The sequence below is a fragment of the Pusillibacter faecalis genome (genome assembly GCF_018408705.1).
Classification (GTDB): domain Bacteria; phylum Bacillota; class Clostridia; order Oscillospirales; family Oscillospiraceae; genus Oscillibacter; species Oscillibacter faecalis.
In genome coordinates, this window is sequence record NZ_AP023420.1 from 1,207,627 (window position 1) to 1,231,724 (window position 24,098).

At 58.3% G+C, this 24,098-nt stretch carries 18 protein-coding genes and 1 pseudogene; 8 read left to right on the forward strand and 11 right to left on the reverse strand.

Features of this window, described 5'->3' with window-relative positions; all coding sequences use genetic code 11:
• Window positions 1–43: 43 nt before the first annotated feature.
• A complete protein-coding gene (locus tag KJS55_RS06250; protein WP_428846518.1) occupies window positions 44–2,707 on the reverse strand; it encodes an ABC transporter permease in 2,664 nt (887 codons plus the stop codon).
• 8 nt (window positions 2,708–2,715) lie between these two features.
• Window positions 2,716–3,387, reverse strand: a complete 672-nt coding sequence (locus KJS55_RS06255; RefSeq protein WP_187028298.1) for an ABC transporter ATP-binding protein — start codon at window positions 3,385–3,387, stop codon at window positions 2,716–2,718.
• A 280-nt stretch (window positions 3,388–3,667) separates the two neighbouring features.
• On the opposite strand from KJS55_RS06255, the gene KJS55_RS06260 reads away from it, so the two are divergent.
• On the forward strand, window positions 3,668–4,150 hold the full coding sequence (locus KJS55_RS06260) for a hypothetical protein (protein ID WP_213542935.1): 483 nt from the start codon (window positions 3,668–3,670) through the stop codon (window positions 4,148–4,150).
• Between the two features lie 19 nt (window positions 4,151–4,169).
• Here KJS55_RS06260 and KJS55_RS06265 read toward each other — a convergent pair whose 3' ends face one another.
• A complete protein-coding gene (locus KJS55_RS06265) occupies window positions 4,170–5,093 on the reverse strand; it encodes a sensor histidine kinase (protein ID WP_213542936.1) in 924 nt (307 codons plus the stop codon).
• Window positions 5,090–5,767: a response regulator transcription factor gene (locus KJS55_RS06270; protein WP_213542937.1), complete on the reverse strand. Its 678-nt coding sequence runs from the start codon at window positions 5,765–5,767 to the stop codon at window positions 5,090–5,092. The genes KJS55_RS06265 and KJS55_RS06270 overlap by 4 nt, the downstream gene beginning before the upstream one ends.
• 425 nt (window positions 5,768–6,192) lie before the next feature.
• On the opposite strand from KJS55_RS06270, the gene KJS55_RS06275 reads away from it, so the two are divergent.
• Complete coding sequence (locus KJS55_RS06275; RefSeq protein WP_213542938.1) at window positions 6,193–7,299, forward strand: ABC transporter ATP-binding protein; 1,107 nt, start codon at window positions 6,193–6,195, stop codon at window positions 7,297–7,299.
• Window positions 7,300–7,445: 146 nt separating this feature from the next.
• Here the strand turns inward: KJS55_RS06275 and KJS55_RS06280 are convergent, their stop codons facing one another.
• The 3 genes from KJS55_RS06280 to KJS55_RS06290 all read right to left on the reverse strand — a co-directional run bounded on the left by KJS55_RS06280 (window position 7,446) and on the right by KJS55_RS06290 (window position 11,737).
• Window positions 7,446–9,485, reverse strand: a complete 2,040-nt coding sequence (locus KJS55_RS06280) for an ABC transporter ATP-binding protein (protein ID WP_213542939.1) — start codon at window positions 9,483–9,485, stop codon at window positions 7,446–7,448.
• Complete coding sequence (locus KJS55_RS06285; RefSeq protein WP_213542940.1) at window positions 9,478–11,217, reverse strand: ABC transporter ATP-binding protein; 1,740 nt, start codon at window positions 11,215–11,217, stop codon at window positions 9,478–9,480. The genes KJS55_RS06280 and KJS55_RS06285 overlap by 8 nt, the downstream gene beginning before the upstream one ends.
• An 88-nt stretch (window positions 11,218–11,305) precedes the next feature.
• Window positions 11,306–11,737 (reverse strand): MarR family winged helix-turn-helix transcriptional regulator, encoded by a 432-nt coding sequence (locus KJS55_RS06290; RefSeq protein WP_187027871.1) that lies wholly within the window; start codon window positions 11,735–11,737, stop codon window positions 11,306–11,308.
• A gap of 369 nt (window positions 11,738–12,106) precedes the next feature.
• Between KJS55_RS06290 and vanR the strand changes: the two genes are divergently transcribed.
• The 5 genes from vanR to vanT all read left to right on the forward strand — a co-directional run bounded on the left by vanR (window position 12,107) and on the right by vanT (window position 17,195).
• A complete protein-coding gene (gene vanR / locus KJS55_RS06295) occupies window positions 12,107–12,802 on the forward strand; it encodes a VanR-ABDEGLN family response regulator transcription factor (protein WP_213542941.1) in 696 nt (231 codons plus the stop codon).
• The gene (locus tag KJS55_RS17565) at window positions 12,795–13,913 is read left to right on the forward strand and encodes a sensor histidine kinase (RefSeq protein ID WP_346345685.1); all 1,119 of its coding nucleotides are present in this window, start codon (window positions 12,795–12,797) and stop codon (window positions 13,911–13,913) included. Before vanR ends, KJS55_RS17565 begins: the two co-directional genes overlap by 8 nt.
• Window positions 13,914–14,044: 131 nt before the next feature.
• Window positions 14,045–15,079, forward strand: coding sequence for a D-alanine--D-alanine ligase family protein (locus KJS55_RS06305; RefSeq protein ID WP_213542942.1), 1,035 nt, complete (start codon window positions 14,045–14,047; stop codon window positions 15,077–15,079).
• Window positions 15,076–15,819 (forward strand): D-alanyl-D-alanine carboxypeptidase family protein, encoded by a 744-nt coding sequence (locus KJS55_RS06310; RefSeq protein WP_187027868.1) that lies wholly within the window; start codon window positions 15,076–15,078, stop codon window positions 15,817–15,819. The genes KJS55_RS06305 and KJS55_RS06310 overlap by 4 nt, the downstream gene beginning before the upstream one ends.
• Window positions 15,816–17,195 (forward strand): serine racemase VanT catalytic subunit, encoded by a 1,380-nt coding sequence (vanT, locus tag KJS55_RS06315; RefSeq protein WP_187027867.1) that lies wholly within the window; start codon window positions 15,816–15,818, stop codon window positions 17,193–17,195. The genes KJS55_RS06310 and vanT overlap by 4 nt, the downstream gene beginning before the upstream one ends.
• A 69-nt stretch (window positions 17,196–17,264) precedes the next feature.
• Here the strand turns inward: vanT and KJS55_RS06320 are convergent, their stop codons facing one another.
• Window positions 17,265–18,443 carry a YibE/F family protein gene (locus tag KJS55_RS06320; RefSeq protein ID WP_187027866.1) on the reverse strand — a complete coding sequence of 393 codons (1,179 nt, stop codon included), beginning with the start codon at window positions 18,441–18,443 and terminating at the stop codon, window positions 17,265–17,267.
• Window positions 18,444–18,543: 100 nt separating this feature from the next.
• Window positions 18,544–20,103: an alkaline phosphatase gene (locus KJS55_RS06325; RefSeq protein WP_187028293.1), complete on the reverse strand. Its 1,560-nt coding sequence runs from the start codon at window positions 20,101–20,103 to the stop codon at window positions 18,544–18,546.
• A gap of 178 nt (window positions 20,104–20,281) precedes the next feature.
• Between KJS55_RS06325 and KJS55_RS17570 the strand changes: the two are divergent.
• Window positions 20,282–20,431 (forward strand): annotated as a pseudogene (locus KJS55_RS17570) (sigma factor-like helix-turn-helix DNA-binding protein); the annotation flags it as partial.
• An 840-nt stretch (window positions 20,432–21,271) separates the two neighbouring features.
• On the opposite strand, the gene KJS55_RS06330 reads toward KJS55_RS17570, so the two are convergent.
• The gene (locus tag KJS55_RS06330) at window positions 21,272–22,456 is read right to left on the reverse strand and encodes a M20 metallopeptidase family protein (RefSeq protein WP_187027864.1); all 1,185 of its coding nucleotides are present in this window, start codon (window positions 22,454–22,456) and stop codon (window positions 21,272–21,274) included.
• Window positions 22,457–22,868: 412 nt separating this feature from the next.
• Window positions 22,869–23,915 (reverse strand): LacI family DNA-binding transcriptional regulator, encoded by a 1,047-nt coding sequence (locus tag KJS55_RS06335; RefSeq protein ID WP_187027863.1) that lies wholly within the window; start codon window positions 23,913–23,915, stop codon window positions 22,869–22,871.
• Between the last annotated feature and the right edge of the window lie 183 nt (window positions 23,916–24,098).

The window sequence follows — 24,098 nt, forward strand, 5'->3', positions numbered from 1 at the left end:
TGAAAAGAGCCCCTGTGCGGACAACCGCACAGGGGCTTTCATGTCAGGCTTCCGCCTCCCGCAGCCGCTCTACAATGGTGGACTTGGCCACAGAGCGGTACACTGCCAGGGGCACCAGGATGCCCAGCAGCGCGAAGATGGGAGCCACAATCAAAATGGGAGAAATGGTGAAGCGGTAGGTGAAGAACCAGAACAGGTTCCCCACGGCGCGGAAGGCCAGGGGGCTCAGCACCACCGCCAGCACCAGAGAGATCACCACCGCTCCCAGGGCATAGAGTAATCCCTCATATACCAGCATGGTCTTGAGCTGCTTTCCCGTCATACCGATGGATTGGAGCACGGCAAACTCCCGCTTGCGCACCGTGATGCCGGTGAGGATGGCGTTGAAGAAGTTCAGCACGCCCACCAGTCCCACGATAAAGCTCAGCGCCCCGCCCAGCATGAGGAACATGGCCCGCATACCCTCGAACTCCGCGGCGTAGGTGGCCTTGCTCTCGTAGTCGAACTGGGGATTCACGTTCTCCGTATAGTCCTGGAGGAAGGTCTCCATACCGGCATTTGCCTCGTCGGTGGTATCAAAGGCGTAGTACATGACGCTGTCCGTGCCGGTGTCCTGGATGAAGGTCTGGTCGTTCATGATGAACTCGTCCGCGCCGTAGTAGCGGTAGCTCAGAGCCCTGGGCACTACCACCAGTGCCGCCACCTCATACTCCACGTCCCGGTACTTCACCGCCCGGCTCACATAGTTGGCCCCGGCCGGCACGTTTTCCAAGGGGCCGTAGACCTCGCCGGTGTTGGGGTTATAGTACTCAAATTCCTCCACATACCGCAGTGTGACCGTGTCTCCCAGCCGGGCCCAGTGGGAGTCCATCTCCGGGTTGCCGTAGTCGTCGTCGCTGTACACGGCGGCCACATACCGCCCGCCGGGTTCGCTGAGCTTGCTGAGATCCCCGTCCAGCACCGTCAGGTGGTCCAGGGGAAACTGCTCCATGCCATAGAGCTGCGCCCGGTCGGACAGCAGACCGTCCTCATTGCGGTCTTTGGAAGCCACCATCAAGTCCAGCGTCTCCGGGTCGTTCCAGCGGCTCCAGACAGAGCGGTAGTAGTCCTCGGTGACAAACTCCTGCACAGCGGAGGTCTCGCCGTAGACCAGACCGCCGCCGGTGATGCCGCCTTGGGCGTCGATGTCATCAATGACAGACTGGGGAATCCCCATATCCGTGTTAAAACCTTCTCCGCCGGTTTGGAACTGGCCGGCGTCCGCCACAATGAAGTCGCTGGCGGTGAAGTTGGAGACGTACTTATCCATGTCAAAGCCCCGGGTAATGGTCGCGGTGATGGTCAGCAGCACCACCGCCAGGGACAGGGAAATCACGGTAATCGCACTCTTGCCCCGGCTGCGGCCCAGGTTGGCCCAGGCCATGGAGAACAGGGAGACCCCCTTGACATTCCGCTTTGTCTTGCGCTTGAGATTCCCGCCCTCCGTGTAGCGCACCGCCTCAATGGGGGAGACCCGGCCGGCCATGCGGCCAGGCTTGCGGCAGGAAAGCAGCACCGTCACCAGGGAGAATCCTGCCGCGCCCACAAAGATCAAGGGGTTCGCGGAGGCAACGCTCACCACCCCGTCCAGCTGGGCAACGATCACCGGCGTCAACCGTCCGCCCACCAGCCAGCCGATCACAAGCCCCAGTGGGATGCCCGCCAGGGACAGCGTCAGCGCCTGCTGGCGGATGATCCGCCGCAGCTGCCGGGGGGTGGTGCCGATGGTCTTCAGCAGGCCGTAGAACCGAATATCATTGGTGACGGAGATCTGGAAGACATTGTAGATGATGAGATAGCCGGTAAAGATGATCAGCGCCAGCACCGCGCCGATGGCGATCATCGTGAGGGGGTCCATGCTGTCGGAGAGCTGGGCGCCGGTGTAGCCCCAGTTCACGCCGGTGTTGATGTAGTCGTCCCCAGCGGCTTCGCTCTGGTAGCCGTGGTCGGCCAGGATCTGATTCAGATCCTGCTCAATGTGCCGGGAGCCACCTTTGAGCATCACATCCAGGTTCCAACTGCCGGTCATGCCGTCGGCGGAGGCGGCGGGGTCCACGCCCACCTCGTCCAGGATGGCATCCACCCGGCTTTCCGGAATCAGGATGTGGTTTGCCACAATGGCCTCGTCATACTCCCACCAGCCGCAAAGCGTAAAGGTCTGGGTCGTGGGGTGTCCGTCCACATCGAAGGTGACGGTGAACTTGGCGCCGATCTCCGGTGCCACGCCCAGCAGCTCCAGCACATGGGTGTCCGTGGCGGCCTCGTCGGTGCCCTCCTGCGGCAATCGGCCCTCCACTGGGTCGCAGTACATCCAGTGGGCCTCGTTGGCATCGGAATAGCCCACCTCCACGTGGGACTTGTTGAAGGGCACCTCACGGGGCATCCCCAGGAAGCGCCGCAGGCCCCATTCGTCAATCAGGGGATCGTCCCTCAGCTCGTGGAACTGCTCTTCCGTCAGGTACTTGAAGCCGCCGTGGGACCAGCCGCCCACCTGACGGAAGTTGGACTGCTGGAAGCCGTCGTTGATGGACATGGCGATGGTAAAAAGGGACGTGAAGAGCACCGTGGTCAGAGCGATGGCCGCAATGGCGACGAGATTGCGCGTCCTGGCCGCCCGCATGGAGCGCCAGCCCAGGCGCCGGATGGTCTTGCCGTTGGAAACCTTCATCATGGCGCTCACCCTCTCACCACGATCCGGCCGTCCTCAATGCGGATGATCCGGTCCGCCATCTGGGCGATCTCCTCGTTGTGGGTGATCATCACCACGGTCTGGCTGAACTTCTCGCTTGTGACCTTTAAAAGGCCCATCACGTCCTGGCTGGTGGCGGAGTCCAGGTTGCCGGTTGGCTCATCGGCCAAAATAATGGCGGGCTTGGCCGCCAAAGCCCGGGCGATGGCTACCCGCTGCTGCTGGCCGCCGGAGAGATTTCCCGGCAGGTTCTGGAGCTTCGACTCCAGTCCCAGCGTCTCTATAATCTGTGCAACATAAGCCTTATCAGGCTGGTTTCCGTCCAGCTGGATGGGCAGAATGATATTCTCCCGCACATTCAGTACCGGCACCAGGTTGTAGTTCTGGAACACAAACCCGATCTTCCGCCGGCGGAAAATCGTCAGGGCCTCGTCCTTCAGGGCAGAGAGCTCCCGGCCATCTACGGTGACGGTGCCGGAGGTGGGCCGGTCCAGCCCGCCCAGCATGTGCAGCAGCGTGGACTTGCCGGAGCCGGAGGTGCCCACCACCGCCACGAACTCACCCTTTTCCACGCTGAGGTTCACCCCATCCAGAGCCCGCACCTCGGTGTTCCCGGAGCCGTAAATCTTCCGCAGCTCCCTGGTCTCCAAAATTGTCATCATGTTCTTACCTCCATAGAGAAAACCTGTATTGCCTTTCGACAATACAGACTCTATCAAAGAAATCTTTCCACAATCTTTCTGAAATCTTACAAGTTTGAAAGATTCTGCACCGCAGGAAAATAGGAGATTTTAGGCTTTTATGCCCTAACCCCTTGACAGAAAGGGGATTTTAGGTATATATTTGGCCTACAATCTCCTAGCTCCAGGAAACGTCGGCTGGTAAAGAATTCCCTGCATGGGAGATGCATCTCCATAAAAAGAAAGGAAGGAATCGCATATGTCTTTTGAGAACATGGTGCCCTTCAGCTGCCTGACTGAGGATTTCACGCGAATTGAGCAGTTGCTGAGGACGTATCAGGAGGTCATCATTATCCGGGGGGACCAGCCCCGGTACCGCCTGACGGAGATTCCCGCGGCGGACAGCGCTGCCGGCACCTTACCCCTTCCGACGGAAGCAGAAGATGAGCCGTCCCGGCCCCGGCGGCTGTCTGTTCAGGAGAAAACCGTGCTCCGCCGGAAGCTGGACAGCATTGGCAAATCGGTCTTTGTCCGCTACTACCAGCAGTTTCAAAACCGGGAGGACCCCCTAATTTTTATGGAGGAGGACTTCACAGAGCAGTCCAAGCGGGCCCGAGCTTCCTGCGCCGCGTATCTCTTCCGGATGGGCTGGGAGCACCACGCCCTCCAGTACATCGTGGACAGCGGGCGCACCGCGCCCGCTGTCCGGGCCAGGGCGCAGGAACTTCTGTCAAGCACCTAAAGCCTAATTATTCCCTAACTTACAAATTAGTCTCCCTGGGCAGATACATGGAAAATTTCGCACCGTATCCCGGGCGGGAGAACACCTTTAAATAGCCGCCCTGTCCCTGGACAATCTGCCGGCTGAGGTACAGCCCAATCCCCACGCCCTCCGCCTCATAGGCGGCAGCGGAGCGATAGAATCGCTGAAAAACCCTTGCCTGCTCCGCCTCCGGAATTCCGGGGCCGGTGTCGGTGACGTCGATGCGGCAGAAGAGCTCGTAGGCGATGGCCTCCAGGGTGATACTGCCCCCGGCGGGCGTATATTTCACGGCGTTGTCCAGCAGGTTGCACACCGCCTCCTCTGTCCACTTCGCATCAAAGACCGCCCGCATCTCCGGCGCGATCACCCGCAGCGTCAGCTCCTTCGCCGCCGTCTTGGGGGCGAACTGGGCCGCAGCATCCTCCAGCATGGGCCCCAGGAGACCGGGCCGGGGGTGCAGCTCCAGAATTCCTGTCTCCAGACGGGAGGTTTTCACGAGGGCCTCAATGAGGGACTGGAGCTTCTCCGCCTGCCCCTCCAGGGCCGTGACCAGGGCGCGGCTCTCCTCCGGCAGGTCCTGCTCCCCCAAGAGCTGCGCGTACAGCAGCACGTTGGTGATGGGCGTTTTGGTCTGGTGGGAGATGTCCGCAATCAAACTCTTGATCTTGTTCTTTTCCTCCTGCAGGTTCCGGGCGGAGACCGCGGAGGCGGCAAGGTAGTGGGCCAGCTGGGTCTCCACAGCAGAGAACAGGCTCTCGTCAAAGCTCGTCTCCGTGAAGGTCCCCCGGATGGCCTCCTCCAGCATGCGCTCCAGGCGCAGCATCACTCGCCGCGTACGCCAGCGGCCCCACGCTGCCAGGACCAGTGCCGCTAGCACCGCCAGTAGGGCCGCACCTATCAGCAATTCCTCCCGCGCCGTCATTTCGCCACCCAGGTATAGCCGATGCCGTACACGGTTTTGAGGAGCCGGGGCTTGGAGGGCATCTCTTCCAGCTTGTCCCGCAGCCGCTTCACCGTTACGGAGAGGGCATTCTCCTCCACATACTCCGCTCCATCCGTCCAGACCCGATCCAACAACGTCTCCCGCGGCACCGTCCTGCCCCGGTTCTCCACCAGCACCCGCAAGAGCTTTTGCTCCGTCTTGCTCAGCTCCACGATCTGCCCGTCCCTCCGGAACTCCATCCGCTCAAAGTCCAGGCTCAATCCCTCCGCCTCGTAACAGGCGGAGGGCGCCGGAGTCCCCCGGCGCAGCTGGGCATTGACCCGGGCCCGCAGCACCGCCAGGGAGAAGGGCTTGGTGATATAGTCGTCGGCGCCGGTCTCTAGCCCCGCCACAATGTCCGTCTCCATGTCGTTGGCCGTCAGCAAAATTACGGGCACGGCGCTCTCCCGGCGCAGCTCCCGCAGCCATCCCAGCCCGCTGCCGTCCGGCAGGTTGACGTCCAGAATCAGCAAATCAAAGGCGCCCCGGCCCCAGGCCTCCCGTGCCTGAACCAGCGTGCCGCACCGTGTCACATGAAGTTTTTCGCTCTGCAGAGCCAGGCGCACACCCCGTCCCAGCGCGGCGTCGTCCTCCAGAAGCAGCACTTCCCACATACGCATCGCTCCTTTGGGAATAGTATACCACAGGGCCGCACAGAATGGTATGTGATTTTCCCGGCAGAGCTCGCCGGCATCTGCGCAGTCTTTTCCACCTTCTTGATGTTGAAAAACGCGTTCTTTGCTGTTAAAATAATGGTATCCTCTGCGGGAGTGACCAGGCAGGGCTTTGTGATATGCAGCATCTGCGGGCCAGCTGCAGATGCTTTCACGCAAGGTGGTCCCCGGCCCTCTGCAAGCCGGATCACATAATTTAGGACCCGTCCCCTACTCCATTTCCATAGGGGCCGGGATCGAACAGAAGGAGGAAGCAGGCCGCCGGCCGGCGGTGCGGCAGTGTGGAGACCTGCCGTAATTTCTCAGGGGACGCCCCCCTGTTGGAGAGGCTTTCGTGCGGAGGCGCGGAGGCCACGGTCAAGAGTATGTCAACTGTTCGTCTGAAGCATGTCAAGAAAATCTACGACCATGCAGTCACCGCAGTCCACGATTTCAGCCTGGATATTGCCGATAAAGAGTTTATTGTTCTAGTGGGTCCCTCTGGCTGCGGCAAATCCACCACGCTCAGGATGGTGGCCGGTTTGGAGGAAATCTCCGAAGGGGAGCTGTACATTGACGAAAAACTGGTCAATGACGAGGCCCCCAAGGATCGGGATATCGCCATGGTCTTTCAGAGCTACGCCCTCTATCCCCATATGACGGTACGGGAAAACATGGAATTCCCTCTCAAGCTCAAAAAAATGCCCAAGGCGGAAATTAACCAGCGTGTACAGGACGCCGCCGAGATTCTCGGCATCACCCAATACCTGGACCGCAAGCCCAAGGCTCTCTCCGGCGGCCAGCGCCAGCGGGTGGCCATTGGCCGCGCCATCGTGCGGGAGCCCAAGGTGCTGCTGATGGACGAGCCCCTCTCCAACCTGGACGCCAAGCTCCGCAACCAGATGCGCTCCGAGATCATCAAGCTGCGCCAACGGATCAACACCACCTTCCTCTATGTCACCCATGACCAGACGGAAGCCATGACGCTGGGAGACCGCATCGTGATTATGAAGGACGGCTACATCCAGCAGATCGGCACGCCCCAGGAGGTTTTTAACCACCCCGTCAACGTCTTTGTGGCCGGCTTTATTGGCACGCCTCAGATGAACTTTTTCAAGGCCCGTCTGGTGAAGGATGGCGAGGGCGCCTACCATGTCCAGGTCGGAGAGATCTCCGTTTCCCTGGCTGAGTCGGTGCAAAAGGCACTCAACACCGATTCTCAGGAGGTCATCCTGGGCATCCGGCCGGAGCACATCCGCTTTACCGACGCCTCGGACGCTTTCACAGGCACTGTGGAGGTCTCTGAAATGATGGGCAGCGAGTATCATCTTCACGTCGCCTGCAACCGTCAGGATGTAATTTTTCGGGTTCCCACGGTGGATTTGCCTGAGGCGCTGCGCAGCGGCATTGCCTATGGCGCGCAGATCCGCTTTGACTTTCGTCCAGATGCCATCCACCTTTTCGACCCGCAGACTGAGCAGAATCTGCGCTGATTCCATGAAAAAGAGCTCTGGAAAACATGCTGTTTTCCAGAGCCTTTCCTATTCTGTGGCCCCTGCCGTGGCGAAACGGCACGGTTTTCCTGGGAAAACTCCGGAGGGCCGGGGTATTGCCCCGGACCTGGCCGCGTCTTCGCAGCTTATTCCAGTTCAAACGCGCCGGTATAGAGCTGATAATACAGCCCGCCCTGGCGGATCAGGTCTTCGTGGTCGCCCCGCTCCACAATCCGGCCATGGTCCAGCACCATGATGGCGTTGGAATTGCGAACCGTGGAGAGCCGGTGTGCGATAACAAAGACCGTCCGGCCATACATCAGAGCGTCCATGCCCTGCTGGACAATGGCCTCTGTCCGGGTGTCGATGGAGCTGGTGGCCTCATCCAGAATCATCACCGGCGGGTCGGCAACCGCGGCCCGTGCGATAGCCAGCAGCTGCCGCTGGCCCTGGGAGAGATTGGCGCCATTGCCGGTGAGCATAGTGTCGTAGCCCTGGGGCAGTCGGCGGATGAAATCATCGGCATTGGCCAGAGCTGCCGCCGCCTCTACCTCCTGATCGGTGGCGTCCAGATTGCCATAGCGGATGTTCTCCCGCACCGTGCCGGTAAAAAGGTTCGTGTCCTGGAGCACAATGCCCAGGGACCGGCGAAGATCAGGCTTATGGATGTTGTTGATGCTGATGCCGTCATAGCGGATCTTTCCGTCGGCAATGTCATAAAAGCGGTTGATCAGGTTCGTGATGGTGGTCTTGCCCGCGCCGGTGGCTCCCACAAAGGCCAGCTTCTGTCCCGGCTTTGCAAAGAGCGTGATATCATGGAGAATCGTCTTTCCCTCCTCATAGGCAAAGTCCACATGGTCAAAGCGCACGTCGCCTGAGAGTTTTGTGAGGTAGTAATTCTCCGTGGGAATATTGCGTACCGGTCCCAAAATCAGACGCAGCGTCTGGCCGCCTGCTCCGTCCGAATATTTCCAGGCCCAGTGCTGCTCTGCGCCGCAAACCTGCTCGGAAAGCTCTGTCAATGTGCCATCCTCCTCTTCCCGGACAGGCACCATCACCATGCCGACGCCGTGGGGCACCTTCCAGGCCCAGAGGTTCGTTCGTTTTTCCGTCTCCTGAAGCTGAGCGCCGTCCGCATCATAAGAGACATTGACCAGTGTGACCGCGCCGTGGTCCTCCTCCGGTTTTTCATCCATCAGATTAAACACCCGCTGCGCGCCAGCCAGCGCCATCACCACCGAGTTCATCTGCTGGGAAATCTGGCTGATGGGGTTGGTAAAGCTCTTGGACATCTGGAGGAACGACGCAATCACGCCCAGGGTGATGCCGCCGCCCACGCCGGCCAGCGCCATAGCGCCGCCGGCCACTGCGATAATCACATACTGGATATTGCCGATATTGACAAGGATCGGCATAAGGATATTGGCATACTGGTTTGCCTTGCAGGCGCTCTCAAAAAGGGCGTCGTTCACCTGATCAAAGCCCTCCACAGCCTCCGGCTCGTGGCAGAAGACCTTGACCACCTTCTGGCCATTGATCATCTCCTCGATATAGCCGTTCAGGCTGCCCAGGCTCTTTTGTTGGCGCATGAAGTAGCGCCCGCTGCGCCCCGCCAGCACCCGGGTCACGGACAGCATGCCCGCAACGCAGAGAATCACAATGCCGGTGAGAAAGACGTTCGTGGCCAGCATGCCGCAAAAAGTCACCAGGATTGTCATTCCGGAGTTGATCACCTGGGGAATGCTCTGGGAGAGCATCTGGCGCAGGGTGTCCACGTCATTGGTGTAAACGCTCATCACGTCGCCGTGGGCATGGGTGTCGAAGTATTTGATGGGCAGCGTCTGCATGTGTCCGAAGAGCTCATCCCGAATCTTCTTCTGCACACCCTGGGAGATCGTGACCATCAGCCTGTTATAGGCCAGAGCGCACAGCGCGCCGGTGAGATACAGGCACCCCATCATGACCAAAACCCGCAGCAGCCCGGAGTAATCCGGCGTGCCCATCGCCAGCAGCGGTTCAATATAATCGTCAATCAGGGTCTTTAAAAATAGGGACCCGGCCACGGAAGCAATGGCGCTCACCATGATGCACAACAACACCAGAAGAAAGCGTCCCCGGTAGTCCTGGGACACGTAGCCCAGCAGCCGCTTGACCGTATGGCTTCGATTCACGGGCGTTTTATTCATGGTCATTTACTCCCTTCGTCTGGGATTCATAGATTTCGCGGTAGATCTCGCAGCTTTGGAGCAGTTCCTCATGGGTCCCCATCGCAGCGATCCTTCCGCCCTCCATCACCAAAATTTTGTCGGCGTCCTCGATGGAGGAGACCCGCTGGGCAATGATGAACTTGGTGGTGTCCGGAATCTCCTCCCGGAATGCCTTTCGGATCAGCGCGTCAGTCTTGGTGTCCACGGCGGAGGTGGAGTCGTCCAGAATCAAAATCCTGGGTTTTTTCAGCAGGGCCCTGGCAATGCAAAGCCGCTGCTTCTGACCGCCGGATACATTCGTTCCGCCCTGTTCAATATACGTGTCGTACTTGTCTGGGAACTCCTGGATGAAGGAGTCTGCCTGAGCCAACTGGCAGACCCGGACCAACTCCTCATCCGTGGCATCCTCCTTGCCCCAGCGGAGGTTTTCCTTGATGGTGCCGGAGAAGAGCACATTTTTTTGAAGCACCATGGCCACTTGCTCCCGCAAGGCCTCCATGTCGTAGTCTCGGACGTCCACGCCGCCCACCAGGACCCGGCCCTCTGTGGCGTCATACAGCCGGGGGATCAGCTGTACCAGAGTGCTCTTGGAGGTGCCGGTGCCGCCAAGAATCCCCACCGTCTCGCCGGAGCGGATCTCCAGGCTCACATTCTTCAGGCACTCCTTCTCCGGGTCGCCCGCATAGGAAAAGCTGACGTTTTCAAAGGTCACGGAGCCATCCCTCACCACCTCCACAGGGTTGGGGCCGTTTTGGAGATCGCTCTCCTCATTGAGAAGCTCCGTGATCCGCTCGGCAGAGGCGCGGGATAGGATGATCATGACCAGCACCATGGAGAGCATCATTAGGCTCATGAGAATCATCATGATATAGCTGAACATGCTGGTGAGCTCCCCGGTGGTCAGCTGACTGCTCACAACCAGATGAGCGCCCAGCCAGCTGACCACCAGCATACAGCTGTACACGCACACCTGCATCAGCGGCATATTAAAAGCGATGATCTTCTCCGCCTTGGAGAAGTCCGCGTAAATCTCCTGAGAGATTTTCCCGAATTTCTCCTTCTCATGCTCTTCCCGAACAAAGGATTTGACCACCCGGATACCCAGCAGATTTTCCTGTACCACATTGTTCAGCACGTCGTATTTTTTGAACACCCGCTCAAACAGGGGATGCGCTCCCCGCATGATCAAAAAAATGCCAACCGCCAAGACAGGGATCACCACCAGAAAAATCATGGCCAGCTGGGGATTGATCTTAAAGGTGAGCACCCAGGCGCAGATCAGCATGATGGGGCAGCGGACCGCCACGCGGATGATCATCATGAACGCCATCTGTACATTGGTCACATCGGTGGTAAGGCGGGTGATGATTCCGCCCGTTGAGAACTTATCAATGTTGGAAAAGGAAAAATTCTGGACATTGCGGTACATTTCCCGCCGCAGATTCCGGGAAAAGCCAGTGGAGGCCCGTGCGGCGAAGCGGCCGGATAGCGTCCCGAACACCAGCGCCACCAGCGCCATGCCAACCAGCAGCCCTCCATACCGCAGGATATTGCTCAGGTTCCCCGCGTCAATGCCCTTGTCAATGAGTTGAGCCATCATCATGGGAATCAGCACATCAAAGGCCACCTCTCCCACGACGAAAATAGGTGTCAGTACCGCGTCTTTTGTAAACTCCTGCACGCAGCTGACAAGCCCGCGTTTTTTCTTCATACAGATTCCTCCTCAGGGTCAAATGTCATCCGGCGACCGATCATGAGCCGTGCATGCCGCACGGCCCTTCTAGAAAAGAGGTGTCCGTCTACATGAGGTTCTGCTTGAGCTTCGCCAGTGTCGCCATAAACTGATCCAGCTCCTCCTGGGAGAGGCCCTTGGTCAAAAGGACCTCCATAGCGTCAATCCGCTGCTCCAGGCGGCTATTCAGAGCCACTGCCTTGGGCGTTGCCACCACCCGCTTCATGCGTGCGTCCTCACTCCCCATGCGCCGCTCTATAAAGCCTCCGTCCTCCAGATGCCTGAGCAGGCGGGAGGCAGTGGATGCCCGGATACAAAACGTCTTCTCCAAATCCTTTTGATAGATATTCTGTTCCTGATTATGGCAGAGAAACCCCAGCACCACACCTTCGATCTCCGGCAGCATCTCCTGGTGCCCTTCCCCCAGACTCCAGATTTTTCTTCGCATCAGGTTCGATACTGCCTTGATCTCATACCCCAAATAATACTGCTGCTGCATCAGTGCACCCCTTTTCTGTGGTATTATTATGATAGTTAGCAAACTAATTAAAGTCAATCGTCATATTGCACAGATATCCTTTTGCGTTTTGTGTGTTTTTTCTAAATATACTGTGTATTTTATCTCTTCTTTAGAAATTTGGTGGGTCCCCAAAGCGGTAAAATATCATGGCGTCTTGAATATGCGTTGATTGTATCCGCCGTTCCCCTTATAATAGGAATTGAGATAAGGCGCAGCGTGGCCTATCCAGAACGCCGGTGATATTGGCGGCATATCCGTAAGACACGGATGCCGGGCGTCTCTCAGGCATGCGCAGGGCGGGCAGATGCCTGCCATGTTCTGCCGGACAACACGAAGAGAGGGGACAACATGAGTACGGATATTTTGGTTGTGGACGATGAAATCGCCATCGCGGACTTGGTGGAGGTCTATTTGAAGAACGAGGGATACACCGTCCACAAATATCATAACGCCGCGGATGCCCTCGCCTGTGTTGCGCGCACCCGCTTGGATCTGGCGATTCTGGACGTGATGCTGCCGGATATGGACGGGTTCACCCTCTGTCAGCGCATCCGTGAAAAGCACCTATTTCCCATTTTGATGCTCACCGCCCGGGTGGAGGATATGGACAAGATTATGGGGCTGACCCTGGGGGCGGACGACTATATCACCAAGCCCTTCAATCCGCTGGAGCTGGTAGCCCGTGTAAAGACCCAACTGCGCCGGTACACCCGTTATAACTCCGGGGAAGCCGCCCCACAGGAAATGACAGAATACGATTTTCGAGGCCTGGAAATTTCGAGGGTCACTCACAAATGTGTGCTGTTTGGGGAAGAGCTGGCTCTAACCCCTTTGGAGTTTTCCATTCTCTGGCACCTGTGCGAAAAGCGGGGGCAGGTAGTGTCCAGCGAGGAGCTGTTTGAGGCAGTATGGGGAGAGCAGTATATGGACAGCAACAACACCGTCATGAGCCATATCGCCCGCCTGCGGGAGAAAATGCACGAGCCAAGCCGGAGGCCGAGATTCATCAAAACCGTATGGGGAGTGGGATATACCATTGAATAAGAAATTGCAGCGAAGTCCTCTTTCTGAGCAGGGCCGCCGCAGGGCTGTGCGGTCCTGGGGCTACTATCTGCTGGCGCTGATGGCCTGGGTGACGGTCGTACTGGCCGTGACCGTTCTGGGTTATCTGGTCTGCAGCGCCTTCACCTGGTATGCGTGGGACCCCCTCTATCAGCTGCTCCAATGGGTCCGGGATTACTATTTTTTTGTGTGCATCGCTGTGGTTTTATTGGGCTGGGTGGGAATCAGCTATCACTTCATTGCCCGACCCATACAGCAAATGGAATCCCTGGCCGGTGCAGCCGAACAGCTTGCCCAGCCTGGGGAGTCGCCCATCATCCTGCCGGATACCCTTCACGATCTGGAAAACCAGCTCAACGCCGCCCGGGAGCGGGCGCTGCGGGATGCCAGAGCCGCCCGGGAGGCTGAACAGCGCAAGAACGATCTGGTGGTCTATCTGGCCCACGATCTGAAAACGCCTCTCACCAGTGTCATCGGCTATCTGACGCTGCTGCGGGATGAACCGCAGCTCCCGGCAGAGCTTCGGAGCCAGTACACCGGTATCGCCCTGGACAAGGCGGAGCGGCTGGAGGACCTGATCAACGAATTTTTTGACATCACCCGCTTCAATCTCTCCCACCTGGAGCTGGAGAAGCGGCCCGTGGACCTGAACCGGATGCTCCACCAGGTGGTCAGCGAATTCCAGCCCATGCTGGCGGAAAAGAGCATGACCTGTCATCTGGCGCTTCCGGACAAGCTCTCTTGCTCCTGCGATCCGGACAAGCTGGCCCGGGTCTTTGACAATCTGCTGCGCAACGCCTGTCACTACGGCCTCCCTGGCACAGACATCCGTATTGCCGGAGAGATAGACGGCGGGCGGGCCGTGCTGACCTTCTCCAATGCCGGCAGAACCATTCCGCAGGAAAAGCTGGAGCGGATCTTTGAGCAGTTCTTCCGCCTGGACAGCTCCCGCGCCACCCGGACAGGCGGCGCGGGCCTTGGCTTGGCCATAGCCAAGGAAATCGTGGAGCTCCACGGCGGGACCATCACTGCCCGGAGCGCCGACCAGGAGGTGGTCTTCACCGTCTCCCTCCCCTGCTCCGGGATGCCGTAAGAAAATCACAAGATTTTCGCAGGAACTTTGCAGGAACTCCGCAGGAAAATGCGAATGTATGCGCCGCTCTGGTCTGATATGCTCTTTGCATCAGACCAAAGCGGTGTTCGCTTTTTCAGGAGGTTCTTGTGATGAAAACCATTCTCGTGCTCTTCGGCGGCTGTTCCACGGAATATGAAGTATCCCTCCAATCCGCCTGCGCCATTCTTGGCCACATGGACGCGCGGCAATATGCGCCCCTTCCGGTGGGGATCACCCGGGAGGGACAGTGGCGCTATTTCCCCGGACCCCTATTCCATCTGGAGACCGGGGACTGGCAGGACCAGCCCGCGTGCGTGCCCTGCACGCTCTCTCTGGATCGGGGCGCCCGGCAGCTACTTCTCTCCGATGGCCGCCGCCTGCCCTTTGAGGCCGTATTCCCGGTGCTTCATGGCAAAAACGGGGAGGACGGCACGGTTCAGGGCCTGTTCGAGCTCACGGACGTGCCGGTGATCGGCTGCGGAACCCTTGCCAGCGCGCTGGGGATGGACAAGGTCCGGGCCCATCTGCTGGCCTCCCAAGCCGGCGTCCGTGTGCCCAAAAGCGCCGTATTCAGCCGGGGCGCGGACCTCGCCGCCATCACCCAGGCGGCGGAGACTCTGGGCTATCCGCTCTTTATCAAGCCCGTCCGGGCCGGGTCCTCCTTCGGCGTCTCCCGGGCAGCAGCCCCGGACCAGCTCCCCGCCGCCGTGGAGGAGGCCTTCCGCCATGACCGGGAACTTCTTTTGGAGGAGGCGGTCCCCGGCTTTGAAGTGGGCTGCGCCGTCCTGGGCAGCGAAACGCTCACTGTGGGGGCCGTAGATGAGATCGAGCTCTCCGAGGGGTTTTTCAGCTATGAGGAGAAGTACACCTTGAAGACCTCCCGCATCCACTGTCCCGCCCGCATCCCGGCGGAGAAGGCCGCGGAAATTCAGGCGGTGGCAAAGCGCATCTACCGCGCGCTGGACTGCCGGGTGTTTGCCCGGGTGGACCTGTTTCTCACCCCGGCGGGGGAGATCGTTTTTAACGAGGTGAACACCATCCCCGGCTTCACTGTCCACAGCCGCTATCCCAACATGATGCGTCAGGCGGGAGTTGATTTTGGGGACCTCCTGCACCGCATTCTCCAGCTGGGGGTGGGTGCATGAGAACTGTGACCATCCCCCGCAGCCGGGTATTTCACGGCCCCCTGGCGGTTGTCAACCGCTCCCATCCCCTTCGCGGAGACATCCCGACTGATCTGGCCGCGCCAGATGACCGCTATCCGGACACTCTGATGGAACGGCGGGCGGCCCGGCTGCTGTCCGCCTGCATCCGTCATGTGGGCGGCGGCCAAGAAATCCGCCCGGTCTCCGGCTGGAGGAGCCGGGAGGAGCAGCAGTCCATCTGGGACATGGCCCTGGCGGAGGAGGGAGCGGCGTTCACCCGGAAATACGTGGCTCTTCCCGGCTGCAGCGAGCACCAGAGCGGCCTTGCCATCGACCTGGGCCGCGCCTGTGAGCCCGTGGACCCCATCTGTCCCGACTTCCCCTACGACGGCGTCTTCGGCGCCTTTCGCCGCGCAGCGGCGGATTATGGCTTTATTGAGCGGTACCAATCCGGCAAGGAACACCTGACCGGGATCGCCGCGGAGCCCTGGCACTTCCGCTATGTGGGGGTGCCCCACGCCCGCATCTTGGTCTCCCACGGCCTGTGCCTGGAGGAGTACCCGGACTTTCTCCGGGAGCGGCCCCGGCGCTGTATCCTCCCGGGCGGGCGGGCGGCCTGGGCTTTCTACATCCCCTGCGCTCAAGCGGAGGTGGATATCCCGCTGCCGGATACGTGCTGTCAACTTTCAGGGGACAATATTGGCGGGCTGATCGTCACCGCCTGGGAGAAGCCGTTGTGAACGGGCGGGCGCCGTGTGCCGCTTTGGACCACCTCCTGGTGGCGGTGCTGGTTGTAGTCAGCCTTACCTCTCCCCTGGCCAGCCTGACCTATCTGCTGTATGCAGGGTATATCGTCCTGGTACGGGGCGCATCCAGGCTTCTGGGTATGGAGCGTCTGCTGGCGGAAAACTGTCTGGGGCATTTTTTCGCCGTTTTATGTCTGGGCCTTGCTCTCTCCGGGCTGCTTCTGATCCTTCGCCCCCGGCCGCTGTCCCCCACTGTCCGGGCCTGGCGGGAGGTGGATTTGGATGCCCTGCGCCACAACGCCGCCGTGCTGCAAGCCGTCCTTTCTCCGGGACAGAAGCTGATGGCGGTGGTCAAGGCCGATGCCTACGGCCACGGTGCAGTCCAAACCGCCCGCTGCCTTCAGCGCGGCGGCGTCCGTGCCTTTGCGGTAGCCTGCCTCTCCGAGGGGATCGCCCTGCGGCGGGCGGGCATTCAGGGCACGATCTTAATTTTGGGCTACACACCGCCGGAGGCGGTCCCTCTCCTGCGGCGCTGGCGGCTGACCCAGGCCGTAGCGGACGAGGCCCACGGCCACGCCCTGGCCGCCCAGGGCCGCCCAGTCCGGGTCCACCTGGCTCTGGACACCGGCATGCACCGCCTCGGCATCCCCCCAGAGGATCACGGCGCCATCCGGAGGCTGTTCTCGGAAAAACATCTGGTAATTCGGGGGGTATTCTCCCACCTGTGCGTCTCGGACGATCTGCAACAGTCCTCCTATACCCAGCTCCAGCTGGACCGGTTTTATGACGCACTCTCCTGGATGCGGATATCTGATCTTGACCCGGGAGACACCCATATTCAGGCGAGCTATGGCATCTTAAATCTGCCGCCCCAGCCCTGCCGGTATGCCCGGGCGGGCATCCTTCTCTACGGAGTACGCAGCGGCGGCGAGCCCACCGCCTTCTGGCCGGACCTGCGCCCGGCGCTGTCCCTTCGGGCCCGGGTGGCCACGGTCCGGCGGCTGAACGCCGGGGAATCTGCCGGATACGGACTCGCCTTCCGGGTGGATCGGCCCACGGTGCTGGCGGTCATCACCATCGGCTATGGGGACGGACTCCCCCGGGAGCTCTCCCAGCGGGGCGGCGCAGTCTTGATTCGAGGCCGGCGGTGCCCTCTGGCGGGCCGCATGTGTATGGATCAGCTGTTTGCCGACGTGACGGAGCTGCCAGAGGTCCACCCCGGAGACCGGGCCACCATCATCGGCTCCGACGGAACATCGGTGATTCCGGCAGAGGAACCGGCCTCCCTGTGCGGCACCATCACCAACGAGCTGCTCTCCGCGCTCAGCCGCCGGCTCCCGCTGGTGTACGTGGACGGCAGGTCTCCCTGAGCCCCGGCAGGCTTTTTCATACGACAGGACGGCGGCCTGGATGGGCCGCCGTCTCTTATTCTTGGAAGATCATGGGGCGATCACACTCTCCCCACAGGCATCGGCGCCCCGCCCCAGATCGGTTTTCGTCAGCAGGAGACCGCTGGTGATGGCAGTGAGAGGCGCCACTGTCACCAGACCGAAAGAGCCCACAATCGTGTGGACAATCTCCGCGGCCACGTACTTGTAGTTCAAAATGAACTCCACTGGCGTCCCCTGGGCCATAAATACCATTAAAAGCGCGATATAGCTTCCGGAGTAGGCCAGCAGCAGTGTGGTGGTTGTGGAGCCGCAGGCAGCCCGTCCCACGGCAAAGCCGGAGGAGATGGCCTCCCGTGTGCCGATGTCCGGCCGCTTTTGCACCACCTCGTATACCGCGGAGCAGACGTCCACCGACAGGTCCATCACTGCCCCGGAAGACCCCAGAAAGATAGAGGCCATAAAGATTTGGGTCAGGTCCAGGTGCTGATATCCGGCATACAGCAAACTTTCGCTGGACTCCATGACCGCACCGTGAATTTGAAACAGGTCCGTAAATACAATCCCCAGCACTGCCGTCACACCAATACCCAACACCGCCCCAGACGCCGCCGCCAGACAGCGGCGCTCAAAGCCGTAGATCAGGCTGAGGATGAGCCCTGTCAGCACCACGACCAGTCCAAGCGCCACCCACACCGGGTTCCACCCCCGCAGCAGACAAGGCACCAGCACCTTCCACATGAGCAAAATCGTGTCGATAAAGGAGAGCACAGCCCGCACCCCCGTCCAGCCGGCGAACAGCACCAGCAGCAGGAGAAATATCCCCGCCAGCATCAGCTCCTTGTCAATTCGGTAGTGGTCTGTCATGGAGACCGTGGTGATCTGATCCCCGTCGTGACTGACGGTGACAAACGCGATGTCGCCGGGGGCAAACAGCTTATCCTCAGCCAGGGAGCCGTTCAGACGGTTCACTGCGTCCACCGTCCGCCCCTCAAATTGGCCGCCCAGCAGCCGCACGGTGCATCGCTGCTCGCCGGAGCGGACCAGACCGGTATCAATGATCGTACTCTCGTCGGTGGACAGCACCTCCGCCCGAACCCGGTCAGCACTCTGATAGACCAGCGCCTCCTCATAGCCTGTGGGCAGAACCAGCAGCACTGCCAGCAAAATCAGCGCCGCCAGCACAGGCCCATGGGTCTGGCGGGAGAGCGTGGGAGCATGAAATTTCATAGAGCCTCCTGAAAACAGCGCCGCAGGGGAGCTGTGCTCCCCTGCCGGCAGATGGAAACCGGCTGCGGAGAATCTTCCCCGCAGGAAGGCTGACTCCATGTCAGCGAACGCCCACCAGGGCGGCCAGCTTCGTGTAAATCTGGGTGTTGTCGTAGTAGCCGTTGAAGGTGTCGGCGCCCGCGCCCTCTGCCAACACCGCAACCGGCAGGCCGGTATGGCTGTAAGAGGTGAAGGACACGCCGGATTTGTTGTTGATGATGTGGGTGATGGTAACGCTCAAAGGCTCGTAGGTGCCGTAAAGTATAGACTCCTCCTGATCGTACGGACTGGCGGCAGTGCCGTTGACGCTTTTTTCATAGGCAGTTTTGAGCTGCTGCATCTCATAATCAGTGAGAACCAGCTTGTCGCTCTGCGCGCCGGAGGCCTTCAGGCCAAAGAGCTTTTCCACATCCCTGAGAACGTCCGCAAAGGGTGTCTTCTCTGTCTTGTACTTGGCCACATAATCGCTGTCAAACTTGGCAAAGGAAATCTTCTGGTTTTCCAGCAGGTCCAGATAGGTGTCATAGTCGGTGCCGGCATAGCCGATGGTGAGGCCGCCGGTCTCATGGTCTCCGGTCACAAGGATCAGCGTGTCACTGGGATGCTTCTTCGCGAAATCCACGGCCACCTGAACAGCGTCGGCCAGGGCCTGAGTGTCATGAATGGTGGAGGCGGCGTCATTGGCGTGGCAGGCCCAGTCGATCTTGCCGCCCTCGCACATCAGGAAGAAGCCCTTGCTGTTGTTCAGAACCTCGATGCCCTTTTCCACATAGTCCGCCAGGGACCACATATCGCTGGTGCGGTCAATTTCATAGGCCATGGCGTCGCTGTCAGCCAGATCCTCGTCGATGAGAATGGCCTGATCCGTGGAGGCGTTGATTGCGGAGGCCTCCGCATTGGTCCTGGCCACGGTGTAACCGGCCTCCTCTGCCAAGGTGTACAGGTCCTTTTGATGGCCGTCCGCGCCGGTGGGCTTGAGCAGACCGCCGCCTGCAAAGTAGTCAAAGCCCGACGCAACCAACTCCAGTCCGATCTCATAGTAGTCATTGCGGCTGGCCTGATGGGCATAGAAGGCGGCGGGAGTGGCGTGGTTGAGATTGACGGAGGAGATGACACCGATCTCCCAGCCCTTTTGCTCCTTCAGCTTTTCCGCAATGGTCTCATATTTTTTAGACCCGGTTTCGTCCACGTTGATGGAGCCGGAATAGGTCTTGTAGCCGGTAGCGATGGAGGTGGCGGTGGAGGCGGAGTCCGGCGCGAAGGAGTTGGAGTCATAGGTCACAGCAGAGCCAGCGGCCTCAAAATTCATAAAGTTCAAATACTCGGGACCGTCCAGCTTAGCGCCCTGGTTGTCATCCAGGCTGGGCTGCGCCTGCCGGTAATCCGCATCCTGCAACGCGCCGAGATAATCGGAGGTGGATTGAATCTGCGGATAGCTCATGCCGTCTCCAATAAATAAAAACACGTATTTGGGATTTTTAGCCGCACCGTAGACGGCGGTTTCCGTCATCGCGGCGGTCTTTTCCGTCTCGGCGGCTCCTCTTTGAACAGCGGGAGCGGCGCAGGCGGCAAGGCCAAGTATGGTGACGCCGGCCAGCGCTCCTGCAAACAGTCGTTTCATCATCGTCATTTCCTCTTTCCTTAAACAAATTTGATGCCGTGGTACAAGAGAGAGTATAGATCAGACTCGCAGTTGGCGAAACCAAGGGCAGGAAAAGTTTAGGTTAAATTTCTGTGGAACGGAGCGTCTTTGTCTCCTCCGGCGCGCCGCTCCCCTGCCAGCCGATGAGAGGGAGGACCTGTCCTTTGTCTGGGAGGCGGTCAAGGCGCTTCCTGTCCCATACCAGGAGGTCATCCACCGCTTCTACTACGTGGGCTATTTCACTGCCCAGATTGCAAAAATTCTGCACCGGAAGGAGTCCACTGTTCGTTCAAACCTCCGCTACGGTCGGATCAAGCTGAGAGAATTTCTGAGAGAGGAATACGGCTTTGAAGAAATATCAACAGGCCATGCGCCGTTTGGAATTAACCGAGATGCACGAGCGCATTCTGACGCATCTGTGCGCTCCGGGCGCACGCTCTCGGTTGCCGCATGCCTTGTTGTTTTGCTGGCAGGCGTCCTGGCGCTTCCCAGGCTGTTTCCCGGCCATTCGTCAGATTCCCCCGACATACTAGCGGTACCGGACATTGCGGAAGCCGCCTCAGCAGCGGAGCTTTCAGACCTAGTCGGCTTTCCTGTTGAGGACATCGGCACCGCCCTGTCATTTGAGGTCCAGGAGGCCGCCTATATCGCTTACTGGAAGGAGCTGATTACCTATACCGGTGCCACGCAGACTGTAACCTGCCGCAAAGCAGTTGGCACGGAACCCCCTTCCGGGATGTATGAAGATTACCCTGTCCGAGGACCCTTTGCGGTTGGCGCCAGTACCGGCGTACTGATGGGAGAAGACAAGAATGCTCTGGTCCGACGGAATCTATGCGTATTCCATGCAGCTCTCTGCGGGCGTCTCAAAAGATGTCCTGCTGGAAGCTGCCGCCAGCGTAAAACCGTCCCCCTTCTGACCTGGCGCCGTCCGGCGGTCACTGCCAAAGCTGAAGCTTTTTGCACCGAAAGACGGCGGGAAAGCCGGACGTATGAGGCCATCCAACATACGTCCGGCTTTAATATTTTTCTATGCAAGCACATGGCAAACAGCAGCGGTCACCACTTCTCCATCTCCCTGCGGGGCAACCGAAAAGGATGCGCAAAAACTTCATATGCACCTGCCCTTGTTTATGTGCGCTGGGTTTTATGCCCCGAGATATTTCAGCACCAGCCCTATCTCCATCTCAGCGCCTATGGGCAAAACCTCTTCATCCAGAAGAAACCTGGGATTATGGTTTTCCGTGTCTGTTTTCTTCTCCGGATTTGCAGAGCCAATATAGTAATAAAGTCCTGGTATGTGCTGCATAAATTCCGCAAAATCATCTCCTCCCATCGTTGCATATTCCCTGCCGCTTTGAATGTTTTCCTCACCCAACAGCTCCGCAGCAACGGCTGTCGCCATCTTCGCAAGATTTTCATCATTCTTTACGAGTGTATTTCCACACTTAAACGACAGCTCGCAAGTACAGCGATGCGCATGACAAATCTCCTTTGCTATCGCCGCAAAGCGTTCTCGAACCTGGGCGTCGTTCTCGTGTAAACAACGGATGGACCCTTCCAGCTCCAGCGTCTCAGGGATCACAATATTCTTTTCCCCGGCGTGTATCTTGCACACGGTTATAATCGTTGGGTAAATTGCATTCCATTCCGTGGAAACCATCGTCCTAATCCCCTGGAGCACGTTCATCGCAGCATCAATCGGATTGATCGCCCGGTCCGGGTGTCCGCCATGCCCGCCCTTTCCGCCAATACGCATGTTGAAGTAATAGGCGGATGCCATCATGGGGCCGGCAAGAATTCCCACTTTCCCACTGGAAATCCGTGGCCACACATGCAGTCCAAAAACGGCATCCGGTTTTGTGTCGTCCAGTACACCGGCTTGTATCATCAATTCAGCCCCGGCGTCCTCTTCGTTTGGCTGAAATAAAAACACAATGTTTCCAGGTAACTTCTCGCGATACTGGGCAAGAATCTTTGCGACAATCAGCTGAATGGCCGTGTGTCCATCGTGACCGCAGGCATGCATCACCCCAGGGGTCTGGGAGGCAAAGGGAAGATTGGTCTGTTCCTCAATTGGCAAAGCATCTATGTCGCTTCGCAGCATCACTGTTTTTCCTGGGCGCCCACCCGTTAAAATTCCCACAACACCAGTCTCAGTATACCTTTTCGTGGGAATTTTCAACTTATTCAAATACTCCTCAATGATCTGGGCTGTGCGGTACTCCTGCAGTCCAAGCTCTGGATGAGCGTGGAAATCTCGGCGCAAGGCAATCAATTCATCGCTAGACTCCGCAACAGCTTCCTGAATATCAAATAACCGATTCTGCATCTTTCTCTTCCTCCTGACATAATATTGAATTTTAATCTGTGCGAATCTGTTCAGAACGCATTTCAGCTCAACAACTGCGAGCGCCTCGTTGTTTAAAAGCTCAAGTGCATCTGAACAGCTTTCTGCCCGGTTGAATCTTGTCCGTCATGGATGCCGGCATATATGAAAAGGGCATATCATAGCTGCTGAAAAGCAGTCGATTGCGCCAAAATTAAAACGTTTTACTTTCGCATATTCCCTCAAAGAAAATACGAATTTATTCCTTGATGAGGCAACGAAAACGGCGGCCCTTCCATCGCCGGGAAAACAGCATTGCCTCCCCTTGGAATGGCCGGGATAAAGAGCCGCTTCCCCCCTTGTGTACTAGCGGCACCAGCAGAGCGGAAAGCCTATGCTGCCGCCCATATGCCGGTTACTTGTCCGGAAATGGCGCGTGATAGGGCGCGGTGCTTTTGCGCGGAACCAAAGTCGGCTCAAACACCTGGTTTTGAAGATTCGGAGGGAGGGGGGTCCCTGCAATCAGATCAAGAAGCATGGAAACGGCGACACTTCCTATCTGGTCGATCGGCTGGCGCACTGTGGTCAGAGTCGGGTGTACGAGCTTTCCGAAAAACACGTCGTCAAAGCCGACAATGGATAAATCTTCCGGAATAGACAATTGCCTCTTTTGAATCTCCTGATAAAGACCAAAGGCCATCATGTCGTTAAAACTGAATATAGCGCTGACACGATGCTTCAAAAAATGTTCAAGCGCTGCCGCTTCCCTGCCCAGCTGATAATTCCCTTCAAATAACAGCTCCTCTTGGAAGGCAACTCCCCATTCCTGAAGCGCCGCATGATAGCCGCGCAGCCGTTCGTTGCTGCTTATGATATCACGAGAACCCGTATATGCGCCGATTTTCCGGTGGCCCAGCTCCAGGAGATGCCGCGTTGCCAGATACCCACCCATAAAATTGTTGGAACTGACCGAGTATCCCTGATTTCCTGATATCCGGCGGTCAACCATCAAAACAGGAATGGAAAGCGTCTGCAAAAAATCAAGCAGCTGTTGATTTTCCTCCGACGACAACGAGGGTGATTTTGCAAAAATGATCCCATCTACCTGCCGGTCCGCAAAAATCTGAATATATGCCAAGTCCCGGCTGGCATCATTTTCACTATTGCCATAGATTAAGCTGTAGCCGGCCTCATGGGCCGCACACTCAATGGTCTTGGATAGCTCGGCAAAAAAACTATTGCTGTTGTCTGGAATAATTAAGCCAATCACGTTTGTGCGCTTTGTTACCATGCTGACAGCCAGTTGATTCGGCCGATAATTCAGAGCCCGCGCCGCATTCAAAATACTGGCTCGGGTTGAGTCTGGAATACTAACCCCTTCTTTATTGTTCAACACAAATGAGACCGTTGTGATCGAACAGCCTGCCCGTTGTGCGACATCTTTAATCGTGGCTCTTCCCAAACGATTGCACCTCCAGCATCCATAATGTGCTATTTCATATTATACGTGAAAAAATGTGTGGGTGCAACAGGAATCCCGTGTAAAGAACGCGTATGAATCGTCGTTCTGACGAAATGTTCATTTACGCGCAGGCATTTTTCACATAATAGATCGCCCTTTTTTGACATAATTGGACAAATTTGA

Bases quoted from the DNA above. Each gene is read 5' to 3' on its own strand.
- KJS55_RS06250 (WP_428846518.1), bottom strand. From the start codon at position 2,707: ATGAAGGTTTCCAACGGCAAGACCATCCGGCGCCTGGGCTGGCGCTCC.
- KJS55_RS06255 (WP_187028298.1), bottom strand. From the start codon at position 3,387: ATGACAATTTTGGAGACCAGGGAGCTGCGGAAGATTTACGGCTCCGGG.
- KJS55_RS06260 (WP_213542935.1), top strand. From the start codon at position 3,668: ATGTCTTTTGAGAACATGGTGCCCTTCAGCTGCCTGACTGAGGATTTC.
- KJS55_RS06265 (WP_213542936.1), bottom strand. From the start codon at position 5,093: ATGACGGCGCGGGAGGAATTGCTGATAGGTGCGGCCCTACTGGCGGTG.
- KJS55_RS06270 (WP_213542937.1), bottom strand. From the start codon at position 5,767: ATGTGGGAAGTGCTGCTTCTGGAGGACGACGCCGCGCTGGGACGGGGT.
- KJS55_RS06275 (WP_213542938.1), top strand. From the start codon at position 6,193: ATGTCAACTGTTCGTCTGAAGCATGTCAAGAAAATCTACGACCATGCA.
- KJS55_RS06280 (WP_213542939.1), bottom strand. From the start codon at position 9,485: ATGAATAAAACGCCCGTGAATCGAAGCCATACGGTCAAGCGGCTGCTG.
- KJS55_RS06285 (WP_213542940.1), bottom strand. From the start codon at position 11,217: ATGAAGAAAAAACGCGGGCTTGTCAGCTGCGTGCAGGAGTTTACAAAA.
- KJS55_RS06290 (WP_187027871.1), bottom strand. From the start codon at position 11,737: ATGCAGCAGCAGTATTATTTGGGGTATGAGATCAAGGCAGTATCGAAC.
- vanR (WP_213542941.1), top strand. From the start codon at position 12,107: ATGAGTACGGATATTTTGGTTGTGGACGATGAAATCGCCATCGCGGAC.
- KJS55_RS06305 (WP_213542942.1), top strand. From the start codon at position 14,045: ATGAAAACCATTCTCGTGCTCTTCGGCGGCTGTTCCACGGAATATGAA.
- KJS55_RS06310 (WP_187027868.1), top strand. From the start codon at position 15,076: ATGAGAACTGTGACCATCCCCCGCAGCCGGGTATTTCACGGCCCCCTG.
- KJS55_RS06320 (WP_187027866.1), bottom strand. From the start codon at position 18,443: ATGAAATTTCATGCTCCCACGCTCTCCCGCCAGACCCATGGGCCTGTG.
- KJS55_RS06325 (WP_187028293.1), bottom strand. From the start codon at position 20,103: ATGAAACGACTGTTTGCAGGAGCGCTGGCCGGCGTCACCATACTTGGC.
- KJS55_RS06330 (WP_187027864.1), bottom strand. From the start codon at position 22,456: ATGCAGAATCGGTTATTTGATATTCAGGAAGCTGTTGCGGAGTCTAGC.